We start from the raw sequence: 15,822 nt of genomic DNA, 5'->3' as shown, positions 1-15,822 counted from the left end.
CTATTCTTTTGCCGTGATAACCTTGAGAATATGTGAATTGTAGATGGGGATGGGGATTTTGAACATTAAAGCATTTGTGATGGCTTCGATTACGATTATCATCTGGGGGTCATCGTTTCCCGTGATTCGGTCGGTATTCCAGGAGGGATATACACCGGGGCCGCTCATTCTCAGTCGATATCTAATCGCATCTGCACTCTTCGTGAGCTTTGCCCTGAGTCCGTGGGTAAAAATTCGGTTGCCTCAAAAAGAGGATCTTTTAAAGATTACCATTTTAGGATTAGTCGGGATTAGCGTTTATCATATCGGGGCGACCTTCGGGGTGCGATACGTGTCAGCTGGAACAGCAGGAATGCTGATTGCTGCAGCCCCGATTTTTACATCGCTCATTGCGGTGTTTATTTTAAAAGAACGAATGGGCGTGTTTGGCTGGCTTGGGTTGGTGCTCGGCTTTATCGGCATTGGCGTCATTTCGATTGGGTCATCAGGACCTGCCTCCGGGAGTACGATGGGTGTGCTGCTCCTTCTGATGGCAGCTGCCGCAACCGCCGTGCTGTTCGCCTATCAGAAGCCGCTCTTAAGCCGTTATTCATCAATGGAATTGACAGCGTATTTTACCTGGATTGGGACGATTCCCTTTGTCATCTTTTTTCCGGGTCTGCTCCAAGAGATTCAACATGCAACAGTAGAGGCGCATCTATCTACGCTTTATATCGGGCTTTTCCCAACCGCTATCGCGTATGTCACCTGGGGCATGGCTCTGTCCGCTGGGAAATCGAGCTCTGTTACAAGCATGTTATATCTTGAACCTCTTGTTGTGATCCTAGTTGCGTGGCTATGGTTGAATGAATGGCCAAATACCGCTTCCCTCATTGGCGGAACACTCGCCATTGCGGGTGTCATCGTCATCAACATGTTTGGATCAAAACAACAATGCCCTGCAATTGAGACACAAGGGGTAAACAACGTCAGTCCTCCTATATAAATAAAAGTGCCAGGCGCCACCAAAAAATGGGTAGCTTCTGGCATATTTTATTGGTTATTGATGACCGATTGTTTGTATGCTATAGTATAAAATAACTTATTAAACAATTTTAATAAGCTATATTATTGCATACTTATTAAAGGTTTTTAATAAGTTATTTAGGTTAATCAAATGGGTTGAATTAGTATTGATAAAAAATGAACGACAAGCGAGGAATACATATGACAACCATCCTTTTAATCATTATTTATTTGGCGTTTATCAGCTTAGGGCTGCCTGATTCCTTGCTGGGTGCGGCGTGGCCTGTAATGCAAACGGACCTGGGGGCGCCACTTGAGACAGCGGGACTACTTTTTATGACGATTGCGGGTGGTACCATACTCTCAAGCTTAGTTAGTGGGAAGGTACTGAAACGGTTCGGCACCGGCAAAGTCACCGCAGTGAGTGTCTTCATGACAGCCGGTGCGTTACTGGGATTTCATTTTGCGCCCTCAGTGGGTTGGTTCATTGTCTGTGCCATCCCACTGGGACTGGGAGCAGGAGCTGTTGATGCGGGTTTAAACGATTTTGTTTCAATCCATTATAAAGCCCATCACATGAGTTGGTTACATTGTTTTTGGGGAGTCGGAGCTACACTTGGGCCAATCATTATGGCTCAGTTTATGTCAGGTCAAGATGTTTGGAGAAGTGGATATTTTTGCATAGCTGCGATTCAGTTTGGGTTAGTCATCATCCTTCTCACCACTTTACCCCTATGGAACAGAGTAACAAAAAACCACCCTATCACTGTAGAGTCTGAAGTTGATACAAGTTTAATTGTAGATGAAAATGTGACACCAATAAAAATAAAAGGAGTGAAACTGGCTCTGGTCTCCTTCTTGTTCTATTGTGGGGTTGAAGCAACAATGGGACTTTGGGGAAGCAGTTTCTTGGTTAATATCAAAGGCTTAAGCGCGGCAACTGCTGCACAATGGGTTTCCTTCTATTACGCCGGAATCACAATTGGCAGATTCGTAACCGGTTTTATTACGTTTAAAACGACGAATCGAACCCTTATCCGCGGGGGACAAATGATCGCATTAACGGGTGCGATTATTCTATTTTTACCATTGCCCGCCACTTTTTCTCTAGTTGGTTTTATTATCGTGGGACTGGGATTGGCACCGATTTTTCCGTGTATGCTGCATGAAACACCTGCACGTTTCGGGAAAAAACATTCTCAGACCATTATGGGCTATCAAATGGCAGTTGCCTATACAGGCACTACCTTCTTACCGCCACTTCTAGGGTTCATTGCGTCTCGTTCAACGATTGGAATTTTCCCAATCTGCATGGTAATGTTTGTGGCAGTCATGCTGTTAAGCTCAGAAAAAGTAAACAGTTTACTAAGTAAGAAGTATATTACTGAAGAGTAGAACACGTCCATTAGCAAAAGATGAAATAACCGCATAGCTTCACAATTTGAAATAAGAAACTTGCCATTCTGCGGCAAGTTTTTTTGATGTTATTAAAAAGCTTTACCATTAATTACAAAAAAGAAAGGGTTTACAACATTAGTAGGATAGGAGTAGAATGTAGTTGTTCGCAAAACGAGTTAGACGTCTGACATCTAACCTTTGGATTCTGGTATTTAATTTATATACAACATAAATTTTTTTTTTATAAAAAGAGGTGCGCTTCCATGAGAATGGTTGATGTAATTTGCAGCAGGAGCAGATGCCATTGTATTGGATGAATTACTGCCTGGGTTTTTTTCTTCTAAGGACTTAACAAAATAAATTTTTTGTTGATGATGAAAGCGAATACAGCGATAGATTATTACATCTTTTGGAGGACTAACTATGAAATACATCATTGCGGTTATCGGATTGCTTGTTGTTTTTGCACTTGCATACTTGGTAAGCAATAATCGGAAGAACATCAAAATAAAACCGATTATTCTTATGGTCATTATTCAAATGATATTGGCAACGTTATTATTAAATACCACTTTGGGCCTAGGATTAATTAAAGGATTTGCCGGGGTCTTTACTAAATTATTGGAATATGCAAATGCCGGGGTATCGTTTGTGTTCGGCGGAATGACCAATGAAGGAGCTTTTCCATTCTTCCTAAATGTATTGCTGCCGATCGTGTTTATTTCGGTGCTAATTGGAATATTCCAGTACTTGAAAATCCTGCCGTTTATTATGAGACTAATTGGTTTATTACTCAGCAAAGTGAATGGCATGGGGAAATTGGAATCTTATAACGCGGTTGCTTCGGCGATGATTGGTCAATCGGAAGTGTTTATTACGGTGAAAAAGCAGCTGGGTCTCTTGCCTGCCCATCGTTTATATACTCTTTGTGCATCCGCGATGTCCACCGTTTCGATGTCGATTGTCGGTGCTTATATGACCATGATCGAACCAAGATACGTGGTCACGGCACTTGTTCTGAATTTATTTGGCGGTTTTATTATCACTTCAATTATTAACCCTTATAAGGTGGATCCAAGCGAGGATATTCTGGAGATTCAGGACGTAGAAAAGCAGAGCTTTTTCGAAATGTTAGGTGAATACATTCTGGATGGTTTTAAAGTAGCAGTGATTGTCGGTGCCATGTTAATTGGATTTGTTGCCTTAATGGCTGCGATTAATAATGTTTTTGATCTAGTTTTCCATATTACATTCCAAGAGATATTAGGATATATCTTTTCGCCGATTGCGTTTATCATGGGAATTCCATTTTCAGAGGCGGTACAAGCAGGCGGGATTATGGCCTCAAAGCTTGTAACGAATGAATTTGTCGCCATGATGGACTTATCAAAAATTGCAAGTTCGTTTAGCCCTCGTACATTGGGAATTATTTCTGTTTTCCTTGTTTCATTCGCCAATTTTTCATCAATCGGGATTATTGCAGGAGCAGTAAAAAGCCTTAATGAGAAAAAGGGTAACGTTGTGGCTAAATTTGGTTTAAAACTTTTATATGGTGCCACTTTAGTAAGTGTATTATCGGGTGTGGTAGTAAGTATCGTTTTATAAATGAAAGAAAAAGCATTTTTCATCCTTAGAGGAGCGAAAACTGCTTTTTCCTTTTTTGAAGGAGGGAAGGTTGTGGGAAAATCTTTGCCACAACAAAAAATATGAGTTTCGTCGGATTATTTCTTTCGGGAGCGGTTTTATTTCTAAATGGTTTGATGCTAATGGGAAAAGCAGAAGCAAAAAGTGTTGGGGTCTTTAACCTGTTTGTAGGCGTCATACAAGTGATTAATCCGTTTTATTTACTTATGGTCTCAGATCAAGATCATTGGGACTTATATAGTAATGGCGTGATCTTTTTATTTGGTTTAACCTTTTTGTACGTTGGGGTTACCGCGTTGAAAGGACTTGATGGCAGGGGACTCGGTTGGTTTAGTTTATGGGTGGCGATCATAGCGGTTGTCTATACGTTAACATCCATCATCCAATTCCATGATGCCGTCAGTGCGATTACATGGGGAATGTGGGCTTTTCTGTGGTTTTTATTCTTTTTGTCCAATTCAATGCAAATGAAGATTGACCATTATCTAGGGATGGTCGCTATCATTCAATCATGGGTAACACTTACGATCCCGGCCTTATTGTATTTTTTGGGTATATGGAATACACCTATTGTCGAACAAGTATGGCTGATTGTTTTAATCGGATCCTTCGCTTATTTTTGCCTGGGTTTATTAAAATTAAGGTTATTTATTCCGTTTGCCCATACAGAAAAAGAATAAAGAGACAAAGTGGCATTACCTTTGGGGTGTATTTTTATGGCAAATAGCAATGGTTCAAACAAAGGCCTTGCACAGTTGAAATCGTGGGATTTTTTTACTGTGCAGGGCCTGTTTGCTTTTATGGCAAATAATAGTTCTAGAAAATCAAAAGAAAATAATCAGTCAATGATTAGAGCTTCCAAGCGGGGAAGTCATTGGTTTTTTGGTTTTCATATTCCTTCATCCTGGAGCAGGGGTTCCCTAGCTTGCTCACAATGGCGCCTTGAGGGCTCGATGGTGCTTCAGTGCCTTTTAGTTCCTCTAATTGATTCGTTGCAAACATATTGGCAATGACAGCCAACCCCTCAATCGTGTCCATTAATTCAGGGTTGTCATTGTTGTACTTTCTTGCAATGGAGTAAATGTAATCGAGTCGATTTTTGATCATTTTGAGTGTATCGATATCAAACTGTACCTGTCTGTTTATCATATTGTTTCACTCCTTATCCTTAACTTTATGCGAAGAAACTGAATCTGGAACAATAAATTTTAATTGGCCAATTTCGGGATCTAAATTTCTAAAAAAATCCTTCAAACCTGCGAGACAAATATTATGGCAATTTTGTTTGAAAAAAGGCAATAAAATTATTGACAACTAATAATTAGTGGTGATAAAATAATAATTTTGATAAAAATAATATATGTGATATAATAAAGAGGATTTCAAATTTCGGAGGTGTTTAGTTGTTTCAAATTGGTGATTACATTGTTTATCCAACACAAGGTGCCGGAGTTATTGAAGCGATAGAAGAAAAGGAAATCCTCGGGGAGAAACGACCGTACTATATTATAAAAATGAAAATCATTAAAATGCAGGTTATGATCCCGCTTGGGAAAGAAAAAAATGCACGGATTCGCATCGTCTCAGACGATCATACACTCGAAGAAGTGATGGAGATATTTCATCATGGGGAAACCAATACAAATCTTTCAATGAAAGAACGATACAAAATTAATACCGAAAAATTGAAAACTGGCGGAATGAAAGATGGAGCGGAAGTGGTTCGTGATTTATTGCGAATAAACAAAAAGAAGTCACTTAATTCAAGCGAAAAACAGATGCTCGAAAGTGCACGGAAAATCTTTATTGGTGAACTTGGTCTCATAAAAGGAATCACTGATCATCAGGCAGCAGATATGTTAAACGACCAGGTCAGCTAAATTTGTACTTAAGAATGTCGTATCTGCTCTTTTTTAATCAACATTTTAAATAGAACAATTACATCTTAATCTTCATTTTCCCCACTCTATTGAACGTTTCTACAATCTTTCACAACCATTTTATTTTTCACTAGATGTTTTAAATAGCGTTAATAGGTTGACTATAAGGGTCAGCGGTTCGTTGGCAATGATCAAAGTTGATGGGAGAGAAATCAATGTACGAGGTAGAAGGGTTCCAAAGTATCGACTTTGCAGAATTAATTCGTAAAGTGAATGAGTTTCTAGGCACATTAGAGGACGGGAAACTGATTGATATAAAATACAATGCTACGCCACTAGATGTTAGCAGTCATACGGAATATGGGGTTAATCCAGATTCAAAATATACGGCATTGATCATTTTCAAGAAATAACGGCTATTTTTAAAAAATGTGCCAGGCACCATCCCAATTATGGGAAGGTGACTGGCACATTTTTTTGATCCATTTATGGCTCAAATCGAGCCAATGATAAATGGTACACTGAGCCATGATAGCTCAGTATGACCTATCTGCCATAGAAGTCTGCATCGTGGATGAAACAATCCCGAACCAAGCAATACCAGAGATTACGACAGAGAAATATATATTTTTTCCGCAGAGCACGAAACCGCAAATAAAAACCGCATTTGCGCAAATAAAGCTATCATTTTCGCAAATAAAAACGTCATTTTCCGCAAATAAAAGCAGCTTTTTCGCAAATAAAAAGTCTATCTGCAAATAAAAATCGCTTATCCGCAAGTAAAAACACCTTATCCGCAAATAAAAAAACAACTCACAAAAAATTTTTATTCCCATCCTGTCCTAATTATGTCCTAACCCATATATAGAGGGTGAAGCGGATGAGCCGATGCATCGGTCAGCCACTCAAGAAGGCGGAACCATTCCATTGGCTACACAAAAAGAGGAGGGTAACAGGGTGAGCAAATTATTGATCAACGAAAACCCGGTGATGATCATCCCATCACTGGCAGTGAAACTCGGCTTGAACGAAGCTGTGATTTTGCAGCAAATCCATTATTGGGTCCATGCCAGCAGACATGTGATCGAAGGGCGGAAGTGGATTTTTAACACGTATAAGAATTGGCAGGAACAGCTTCCGTTCTGGTCCGAAAGCACAATCAAACGGACCATTCACTCGCTGGAAAAACAAGGATTGCTTCTATCGGGGAACTGGAATCGGTCGAAGATGGATAAGACGAAGTGGTATGCCATCGATTATCAACAATTGGAGTGCTTGACAGAAGGCGAGCCAGCAGCCACGCCAGTGGACCTTAAACCAGAACCAGCTGTCGATATTGACACAACCGCACCAGGAGCAGATCCAAGCCACACCCTGGTCGATTTATATGAGCTGTTGGATAACAACGAAGACGAATCGATGCCACCAACACCTGCAGCAGAAATAGTACCGGTAGCCGAGGTCATCCGCTACCTGAATGAAAAAACAAACTCAGCCTACAAGCCGACCAGTCCGAAAACAAAAGAACTGATTCGGGCGAGGGAAAGAGAAGGAAAATTCCGTTTAAATTGAGAAATACCCGAATTTCTCTAAAAATAAAAGGGAGTTTATCCGTTTATCTTATAAAAATGTTAGGATTTTTCCTTATTTAGAGCAGTTAATCGGAATTTATCCGCTTATATCTGCTTTTTGAGACTCGCCTATATACATTTGCCGGAAATTCTCCGCCTATGAATTCTTATTCCTACACGAAAATCAACAATGATGAATAACAGAGCCTAAATAAAAAAACAGCTATCTGGAAATACCGTTTTGAACAAGGATGTGTGATGATGATAAATACCGACAAGTTCATTTACCCAGCTTTCATCCAACAGGACAATGAAGGAATGTATGGTGTATTTTGACGAAATCCAGGAACATTTAAAAGGACGCCATTGGCATATAGGCTGTTACATCGAAGAACAGGATGAATATATAGAAGCCATTGGGTTTAAAAATGAACAAGGAATGTGGGATATCTTCTTTGAGGATGAGGCTGAGGAAGATTTCCTCAATAAAAATCCAGAGGAACAAGATCAATCTTTACTTTTTACCGTGAAATCACATTCCGAAGCAGAGGAGAAATTTAAGCAATTTGTGGAGGGTGTGTTACTAAAACGTCGTGGTTAAAAAAACGAGTGGAGTATGAACTCCTCCTAATTTAATTATAACATGTAAAAATTGGTTATTATAGACTTTTTATTCTTCATGCCAACTGCTAAAATCAATAGAACATGAAATGGTTAGGGGAGATGTACGAATGAGTTCTTTGGTTCTCGGCTTTCAGGAGGTCGAAAATACACAGCTTTTGCTCGTCGGCGGAAAAGGGGTACATTTAGCGGAATTGTCAAAAATTCAAGGAATCAATGTACCAGAAGGATTTTGTGTGACAACAGTGGGATTTCGAAAAGCGATCGAACAAAACGAAACGTATCATGCATTGTTGGATCGACTGGCCATGCTAACAGTTGAGGATCGAGAACAAATTGGTGAGATCAGCAGGAAGCTTCGACAATTCCTTTTGGAAGTGGAAATTCCCTCCAGTGTTGTGACAGCAGTTACTCATTCTCTCTCCCAACTTGGTGATGAAGATGCATATGCAGTGCGATCTAGTGCAACTGCTGAGGATTTGCCATATGCCTCGTTTGCCGGCCAGCAGGACACCTATTTAAATATCATCGGAAAAGAAGCCATCCTGCTGCATATCAAGAAATGTTGGGCATCTCTATTTACGGAACGCGCGGTCATATACCGTATAAAAAATGGATTTGACCACAGAGAGGTTTCCCTATCCGTTATCGTTCAGAGGATGGTGTTCCCACAAGCTTCAGGGATTTTATTTACCGCAGATCCGATTACCTCTAACCGAAAGGTACTATCTATCGATGCCAGTTTTGGGCTTGGGGAAGCACTGGTCTCAGGCTTGGTCTCTGCTGATTGTTATAAAGTACGGGAAAATCAAATCGTCGAAAAGAGGATAGCATCCAAAAAATTGGCGGTCTGGCCGCGAAAAAACGGTGGAACTGAGACACAGACCATCGATCCTTCACAGCAAAACACACAAACACTGACTGACCAACAAATACTTCAACTAGCTCGCATCGGAAGACAGATTGAAGCATATTTTGGCTGCCCACAAGATATTGAATGGTGTTTGGTTGATAATGCATTTTATATGGTCCAGAGTCGGGCCATCACCACTCTTTTTCCAATCCCTGAAGCGAGTGATCAGGAATACCGCGTTTATATATCTGTAGGTCATCAACAAATGATGACAGACCCCATTAAACCACTGGGATTGTCGTTTTACCTGTTAACGACTCCTGCACCCATGCGGAAAGCTGGTGGAAGGTTGTTTGTTGATGTCACACATCAACTATCTTCACCTGTCAGTCGAAACATTTTAATAAATGCCATGGGACAACACGATCCGCTCATGAAAGACGCACTTATGAACATCATGGAACGTGGAGATTTTATTACATCGTTAGCAAATGATAATAAAACAGTACCGAGCCCGACAAGAGGCAAGACTAACATGCTGCCGCAAATTGAAAACAACCCATCAATCGTTTCTGAATTGATTAAGCAGAGACAAACATCCATTGAAGAGTTAAAACAAAACATCAAAACCAAATCAGGATCATATTTGTTTGATTTTATTCTAGAAGATATTCAGGAATTAAAGAGAATTTTATTTGATCCACAAAGTTCAACTGTTTTTATGACTGCTATGAATGCTTCAACTTGGATCAATGAAAAAATGAACGAGTGGTTAGGTGAAAAAAGCGCAGCAGACACGCTATCTCAGTCTGCACCAAACAATATAACTTCGGAAATGGGTTTGGCGCTATTGGATGTTGCCGATGTGATTCGTCCCTACCCGAATATAATTGATTATTTACAACATGTAAAAGATGATACCTTTTTGGATCAACTGGTGAAATTTGATGGTGGAAGGGAAGCCCGAAAAGCGATTTATGATTTTCTCAACAAATACGGAATGCGCTGCAGTGGAGAAATCGATATGACGAAAACGCGTTGGAGCGAGAAACCAACCACACTTGTCCCAATGATTCTGGCTAACATTAATAACTTTGAGCCTAATGAAGGCCATCGAAAATATGAGCAAGGGCGACTGGAAGCGTTGAAAAAAGAACAAGAGTTAATAGAACGATTGAAGAAATTACCTGATGGTGAACAAAAGGCGAAAGAAACAAAAGCAAGGATAGACCTCATCCGGAATTTCATTGGATATCGGGAATATCCAAAATACTTCATGGTGAATCGCTACTTCATTTATAAGCAGGCACTGTTAAAAGAAGCACAACAACTCGTGCAAGCGGGCGTAATTCATGAAAAAGAAGATATTTACTATCTCACTTTTGAAGAACTACGCGATGTCGTATCCACAAAGAAAGTAGATGACCAAATCATCAACAAACGAAAAGATGAGTACAAATTATATGAAAAATTAACGCCGCCACGTGTGATCACGTCCCACGGTGAAATCATTGCAGGAAAGTACAAACGAGAAAATCTCCCAGCACATGCGATTGCAGGTCTGCCTGTTTCTTTCGGAGTGATAGAGGGACGCGCTCGTGTCATCTTAAATATGGAAGAAGCTAATTTAGAAGGGGGAGATATATTAGTCACCACCTTTACCGACCCGAGCTGGACACCATTATTTGTATCGATAAAAGGCCTAGTTACCGAAGTGGGCGGGCTGATGACTCATGGAGCCGTAATTGCACGTGAATATGGCTTGCCGGCGGTTGTCGGAGTAGAACATGCGACCAAACTGATAAAAGATGGGCAACGAATCCGTGTTCATGGAACAGATGGCTATATCGAAATAGTGTAATGTCTAAATTAAGTGCCAGGCACTCTCCAGATAATGGGTGGTGCCTGGCACTTTTTAATTCTTGATAAAAAAGGCAAATGCTTATTCCTACTTACAATTATCAAATAATACAACTGTTGATTGCAATGCAAGGACTGAATCTGTAAATGAGACTTTTGAGGTTCGGGGCATTGATCGCACTTCACTTTAGTATTTTCTTAATAAGCTAATCGCGTCAAGCGTTTCAGATGGGAACAGGTGGAAATATCTTTTTCTTTTTCTGCTAACGGTCGCATTGTTTAATATTGAAATATTTCATCCCTATTTTTGGTACAGCTTGTTATTATTATCATTCTGAGTCCATTTTTAAAACTTCTTCCTCAAATTTTTGATAGGCATTTTGGACACCCATAATAACTTTTTTAATTTTAAAGTAACCGTTGGAATAGGCATATGTATCTCGTATTTCTTCCCACATGAAATGATACATTTTTAAATCTGATGTTTCACATAAAATAAAATCGGTGTAGGTACCGTCTCCAAAAGCATCAGCGTCAAAAAATTTCACCTTAACGTTTTCGTTGTATTTTCCAATTATTGAATATAAATCCCCTGCAAGCTCTCTTCTTTTTTCACGAGGTAAAGCTAACCAAGATGGATAAAACTCTAATAAAACGATAATACCGTGATTTAAAATGGTTTTGGTCATCCCTTTGTCTCCTTATAATTCATCTAAAACCCATTTAATTATACTAATTATTAGTAATATATGGTAGCGTTTCTTCGAATGAAACCAAAAAATGACTTATGAAAAGTATGTTTAGTAATATCTCTAATTTCTGATTTTTTGAAAGACAATAGTGAAAATCCTAACTCAACTAACGGTTGTTCCTTAAAGAACTTGCTGCACGAACGGCAGCCTTTTGTTATTGAGCGAACGGGAGTTCAATAAGTCAATAGGATCTTTGTGGGAAATTTAGTTGTTTAATTTAAGTTGCGAAGTAGTTTAATAAAAGGACACAAGGTAGGATAGACCAATTACTATTATGATAGGTAGCGTATAATTATGGATTGAATTTATTTTGTAGATAACCCTTGGTCTAATGGTCATCGAATAATCAACTTTAAGTGGAGTGCACATTTTAAATATGAAGAAGAGGAAGAATTGAAAGAAAGAACAGGATTGTATTTTGATTTACATCTGAAGACAGCGGAATATAATGAAGAAGATTTAGATGAGGATGAAGCCGAAGAATAAGAACGGGGCAGAATAGCTGAAGAAAAAGTAGAACAGAAAGAACAAGGAGGAGAATATTTGTGCTAAAAGTAAGACCTTTAGAAGATAAAAACTATGAATTGATTAAAGAAGCAGAAAAAGTTATTGTAAAAAATTATAGGTATTTTAGATCGAATGAAGGTGTTATAAATGAATGAATTGAAAGATGTTTCGTCGAGTTATTTATTTGTTATTTTTATTTTTGTTGGTGTATTAGTTTTTATTTCCTATTCTTCTTGGAATTTTCTTTCGCATTTTCTAAATTTCTTTTTTAAATTGGCTCTGTTAAAGTTCATTGTTGATATTTACGTTTTTTAGATTATGAAAAATAGCAGCCCAAATTGACTGCTATTTAGTACTTTTATCATTATCATTAAATTACCAATATTATTTGGCATTTCTTGATAGTTTAATAAAAACTCCCAACCCAGCTAAGAAAAAACCTAAACAAAACAAACTAGCTGGACTACCCCAAACGATATCACTCATTGTATTACCCCCTATAATTTCTTAACATAGTATAATTTTACCACAGGAATTAAAAATCCTCTTACTAATTCTTTAATAAAACAACATTATGATTTAACAAAGCCTTTAGATAAGAAAGTCTATCCTTGTTTAACAGTCGGGGCAGTTGAACAAGTTGTAAATTTAACATTTAAAAGTAGAGCATTTCAAAACGCTCTTTATTTTTTGTAAAATTAAATTCGTATAACAATAAAAATACAGCAATAAACAATATTAATTTATTGAAAAACGATAAATATCGTGATAAGGTTACTTTATCATTTAAACAGGTGAGGTGCTTTTTTTGAAAAAAGTAACGACATTCTTTTTAAAGTTAGCTGTTATTTTTATCGGAATCCCCGTTCTTGCATTTTGTATATTTTTGGCTCCTAAAATCGGGGATTTTGCTGGAGAATTATATCCAGATATTGCTTATCTAAAATCTCTCGTTTTAATTTTGTTGTATGGAGCGGCTGTGCCTTTTTACTTTGCTCTTTATCAGGCTTTTAACCTTTTGCGATACATTGACGAGAACACAGCGTTCTCAGATTTATCTGTAAAAGCGTTAAAGAAAATAAAGTGTTGTGCAATTACAATAAGTGGTTGGTATGTATTAGGTATGCCACTCTTCCATTTTATAGGGAAGAAAGTTGACCCTCCCATCGGATTTGTGGGACTCATCATCATTTTTAGTTCGTTGGTTATCGCCGTTTTTGCAGCTGTTCTCCAAAGACTTTTACAAGAAGCGATTAATATAAAATCAGAAAATGATTTGACGGTCTGAGGTGGAGGATATGGCAATTATTATTAATAATGATGTGATGTTAGCAAAACGAAAAATGAGTGTAACAGAGCTTTCAGAGAGGGTCGGAATTACTTTGGCAAATCTTTCCATTCTGAAAAATGGAAAGCAAAAGCGGTTCGTTTTTCAACATTAGAAGCGATATGTAAGACTTTGGATTGTCAGCCAGGCGATATTTTGGAGTACAAAAGCGCCAAGGACACTCAATAAGAATTTACAACAAATTTTATTAAACGGGGGCGTTTCTGCAATAATCAGAGACGCTTTTTTACGAAAGGGGCAGGTTACTTTAAGAAGGCTTTCTAAAATTAATTAAGAAAAAAGACTAGATTTTAAGCTAGTCTTAATATTACCTTGATTTTCAAGGTGTTGGTCAACCTAATCTGAACTTGACTCATCGCTATCATGATGGTGGTGATGATGATGATGGTCATGAGGACCAGGATGATGATGGTGATGCCCATGATCAGGACCTGATTCATCCTCTGAAGAATTTTTTTCGAAATCCTCTGATGAACTCTCAAAATCCTCTGATTCATCATCAACTGGGCCGGGGTCATTTCCTAATGCCCTTACAAGCAAATTCGCCCTAGGAGTTCCCAGTCCAGTTACAAAGTCATATCCAGGTATACAGCAGAAATTGCCTGCGCAGCCAACAGTAATGTCGTTGTAATTTCGGGCGTACTGCGATCCCCTTGCCAGATTGTAGAGCTCCTGATGCCCATCTGTCAGGGGCACATTCCGGATCTGATCGGCTAATGCAATAATGTCTGCCCAGCAAGGAGTTCCCACACTTGTTCCACCAGCGACGACCCATCCGGTAGACCCATCAGGTATCGGAGTGCTGCTGAAAACGGATAGACCTGTTGCGAGATCTGCAATAAAGGAAATATCTGGAGTGCCTCTTTTCCCACCGATTACAAACCCAATCTGGTAGTCTGGTTTATGTACGAAGAGACTAGGACCGCCCCCTGATCCCGACCAGCCTGTTTCAGCAATGCGGCTGCCATTCTGACGTAGCAATAAAGTTGTTCCACCAACGGATACGACGAACGGGGAAACCGACGGATAGAAAATCTGACCTCCAGCGTCCCCAGATGCGGCTAAATAAACCGTACCGGGATGTTGAAAAAAGTGACCAAACGCCTGCTCGAAAGAGGCTTCAGGAAGAGTCCAACTCATCGAGACCACTTGGACGCCCAAAGTATTCGCGAATCCAACAGCATCAAATAAGTCACCAGCAGCCGCAGTTACTGCGACAACGAGGTGGATGGTTGCATCCGGCGCGATGGCGTGGTCCCACTGCGTGTCAATGGCAGTCTCGAGAGTCCAATCAGGATCCACTTGGCTTGGCTGCCCCCTGAGGATAATAGATGTTCAGTTTCGCTGGGGGCAAACCAAACTGTTGGCTAAAGACTTGCAAATCATGTTCAACTGTTGGACTCCCATATGCAACCACAATCGCGATGTTCTGATTCTTACCGGTGATTCCTGACCTAATCAACGGCTCAATCTCATAAGCACGACGAATCTGCTGAGGGGAATAACCGGCGGGCTTGGACGATGTCGAACCCGATTTAATCCTGTTAGGGGGTATAGCGACACCGGGAAACTGATTCGGTATATTCTGTGGATCAAAACTATTCAAATTAACATTCCTCATTTCGAAAGAATCGATTTTTTTATATAAAATACTCTCTTAAAAGAGGAATGAAACGGCTTGTACACAGAGGGGGACAAAATGTGCTTGAGTTTCTTTGAAGGACCTTTCTAGGGAATTACAACATTTGAGTTTTTCTTAAGTGAATCTTTACGTTGAATGTTTGAGATTAGGCTAGACGAATTATCTAATAACTTTGATAATAAGTTTATGAAGTAATGTACTTACGAACGGGTGCTTTACTTTTATATAGAGTAAAGCCTTTTTCTTAGTCAAGTAACAGTCAGTTTAGCTGAAGAAGTTCTCATCACCAATGAGGATAAAACCGTTCTTCTCTTGATTAACGTATTAAAGCAAATGAATAAATAAAGCCCTTGTTTGAGAGGGGCTTTTAATTTCTAATCATCAAATTTTGTAATAATACAATTTGATGTTCTCTTTATCTTTGTTATCTTAATCTAATAGTTCTTTATTCTGAATCTAATCTAGAATAACTCACTCCGTTCGCATGTAATATTAACTTTAGTGCTGAATTACTTTGTTATAACTATCCATGTCTGTTGTTATTTGAATGCGGGTTATGATTGTTCCAATCATGGTTGTTCCAGTTATTATGAGAATGCGGGTTATGATTGTTTCAATCATGGTTGTTCCAGTTATTATGAGAATGCGGGTTATGATTGTTCCAATCATGGTTGTTCCAGTTATTATGAGAATGCGGGTTATGATTGTTCCAATCATGGTTGTTCCAGTTATTATGAGAAT

15 protein-coding genes and 1 pseudogene are annotated in these 15,822 nt (G+C 39.1%); 12 read left to right on the top strand and 4 right to left on the bottom strand.

Going from position 1 to position 15,822, the window contains the following annotated elements; genetic code table 11:
- The first annotated feature begins 58 nt into the window (after positions 1-58).
- The 4 genes from M3234_RS26640 (at position 59) to M3234_RS26625 (ending at position 4,727) form a co-directional block, all read left to right on the top strand.
- Positions 59-985 (top strand): DMT family transporter, encoded by a 927-nt coding sequence (locus tag M3234_RS26640; RefSeq protein WP_262307572.1) that lies wholly within the window; start codon positions 59-61, stop codon positions 983-985.
- A gap of 221 nt (positions 986-1,206) precedes the next feature.
- Entirely contained in the window at positions 1,207-2,400 is a 1,194-nt protein-coding gene (locus tag M3234_RS26635) for an MFS transporter (RefSeq protein WP_262307571.1), read from the top strand.
- Between the two features lie 426 nt (positions 2,401-2,826).
- On the top strand, positions 2,827-4,008 hold the full coding sequence (locus M3234_RS26630; RefSeq protein ID WP_262307570.1) for a NupC/NupG family nucleoside CNT transporter: 1,182 nt from the start codon (positions 2,827-2,829) through the stop codon (positions 4,006-4,008).
- A gap of 101 nt (positions 4,009-4,109) precedes the next feature.
- Entirely contained in the window at positions 4,110-4,727 is a 618-nt protein-coding gene (locus M3234_RS26625) for an AmiS/UreI family transporter (RefSeq protein WP_262307569.1), read from the top strand.
- A gap of 169 nt (positions 4,728-4,896) precedes the next feature.
- Here the strand turns inward: M3234_RS26625 and M3234_RS26620 are convergent, their stop codons facing one another.
- Positions 4,897-5,196 carry a hypothetical protein gene (locus M3234_RS26620; RefSeq protein ID WP_262307568.1) on the bottom strand — a complete coding sequence of 100 codons (300 nt, stop codon included), beginning with the start codon at positions 5,194-5,196 and terminating at the stop codon, positions 4,897-4,899.
- A gap of 254 nt (positions 5,197-5,450) precedes the next feature.
- Here M3234_RS26620 and M3234_RS26615 point away from each other — a divergent pair, with 254 nt between their 5' ends.
- The 5 genes from M3234_RS26615 (at position 5,451) to ppsA (ending at position 10,833) form a co-directional block, all read left to right on the top strand.
- Complete coding sequence (locus M3234_RS26615; RefSeq protein WP_262307567.1) at positions 5,451-5,927, top strand: CarD family transcriptional regulator; 477 nt, start codon at positions 5,451-5,453, stop codon at positions 5,925-5,927.
- Positions 5,928-6,142: 215 nt separating this feature from the next.
- Positions 6,143-6,340, top strand: a complete 198-nt coding sequence (locus M3234_RS26610) for a sporulation protein Cse60 (RefSeq protein WP_262307566.1) — start codon at positions 6,143-6,145, stop codon at positions 6,338-6,340.
- Between the two features lie 544 nt (positions 6,341-6,884).
- Complete coding sequence (locus tag M3234_RS29600) at positions 6,885-7,499, top strand: conserved phage C-terminal domain-containing protein (protein ID WP_262307565.1); 615 nt, start codon at positions 6,885-6,887, stop codon at positions 7,497-7,499.
- 324 nt (positions 7,500-7,823) lie between these two features.
- The gene (locus M3234_RS26600; RefSeq protein ID WP_262307564.1) at positions 7,824-8,099 is read left to right on the top strand and encodes a hypothetical protein; all 276 of its coding nucleotides are present in this window, start codon (positions 7,824-7,826) and stop codon (positions 8,097-8,099) included.
- A 130-nt stretch (positions 8,100-8,229) separates the two neighbouring features.
- Positions 8,230-10,833, top strand: a complete 2,604-nt coding sequence (gene ppsA, locus M3234_RS26595; protein WP_262307563.1) for a phosphoenolpyruvate synthase — start codon at positions 8,230-8,232, stop codon at positions 10,831-10,833.
- A 328-nt stretch (positions 10,834-11,161) separates the two neighbouring features.
- Here the strand turns inward: ppsA and M3234_RS26590 are convergent, their stop codons facing one another.
- Complete coding sequence (locus M3234_RS26590; protein WP_262307562.1) at positions 11,162-11,521, bottom strand: darcynin family protein; 360 nt, start codon at positions 11,519-11,521, stop codon at positions 11,162-11,164.
- Between the two features lie 1,378 nt (positions 11,522-12,899).
- On the opposite strand from M3234_RS26590, the gene M3234_RS26585 reads away from it, so the two are divergent.
- Together M3234_RS26585 and M3234_RS26580 are read left to right on the top strand one after the other, a co-directional pair.
- Complete coding sequence (locus M3234_RS26585; protein WP_262307561.1) at positions 12,900-13,379, top strand: DUF2975 domain-containing protein; 480 nt, start codon at positions 12,900-12,902, stop codon at positions 13,377-13,379.
- Positions 13,380-13,389: 10 nt separating this feature from the next.
- Positions 13,390-13,607: pseudogene (locus tag M3234_RS26580) on the top strand (helix-turn-helix domain-containing protein).
- Between the two features lie 168 nt (positions 13,608-13,775).
- Here the strand turns inward: M3234_RS26580 and M3234_RS26575 are convergent.
- Both M3234_RS26575 and M3234_RS26570 read right to left on the bottom strand, forming a co-directional pair.
- Entirely contained in the window at positions 13,776-14,579 is an 804-nt protein-coding gene (locus tag M3234_RS26575; RefSeq protein ID WP_262307560.1) for a S8/S53 family peptidase, read from the bottom strand.
- A gap of 151 nt (positions 14,580-14,730) precedes the next feature.
- Complete coding sequence (locus M3234_RS26570; RefSeq protein WP_262307559.1) at positions 14,731-14,901, bottom strand: hypothetical protein; 171 nt, start codon at positions 14,899-14,901, stop codon at positions 14,731-14,733.
- Between the two features lie 736 nt (positions 14,902-15,637).
- On the opposite strand from M3234_RS26570, the gene M3234_RS26565 reads away from it, so the two are divergent.
- Positions 15,638-15,822, top strand: a 185-nt coding sequence (locus M3234_RS26565; protein ID WP_262307558.1) for a hypothetical protein, incomplete at its 3' end; no start/stop codon positions are given.

This window comes from Neobacillus niacini (genome assembly GCF_023715785.1).
In the GTDB taxonomy this organism is placed as follows: domain Bacteria; phylum Bacillota; class Bacilli; order Bacillales; family Cytobacillaceae; genus Neobacillus; species Neobacillus niacini_E.
The sequence above is the reverse complement of the archived record's forward strand: the minus strand, read 5'-3'. Positions and strand labels throughout refer to the sequence as shown.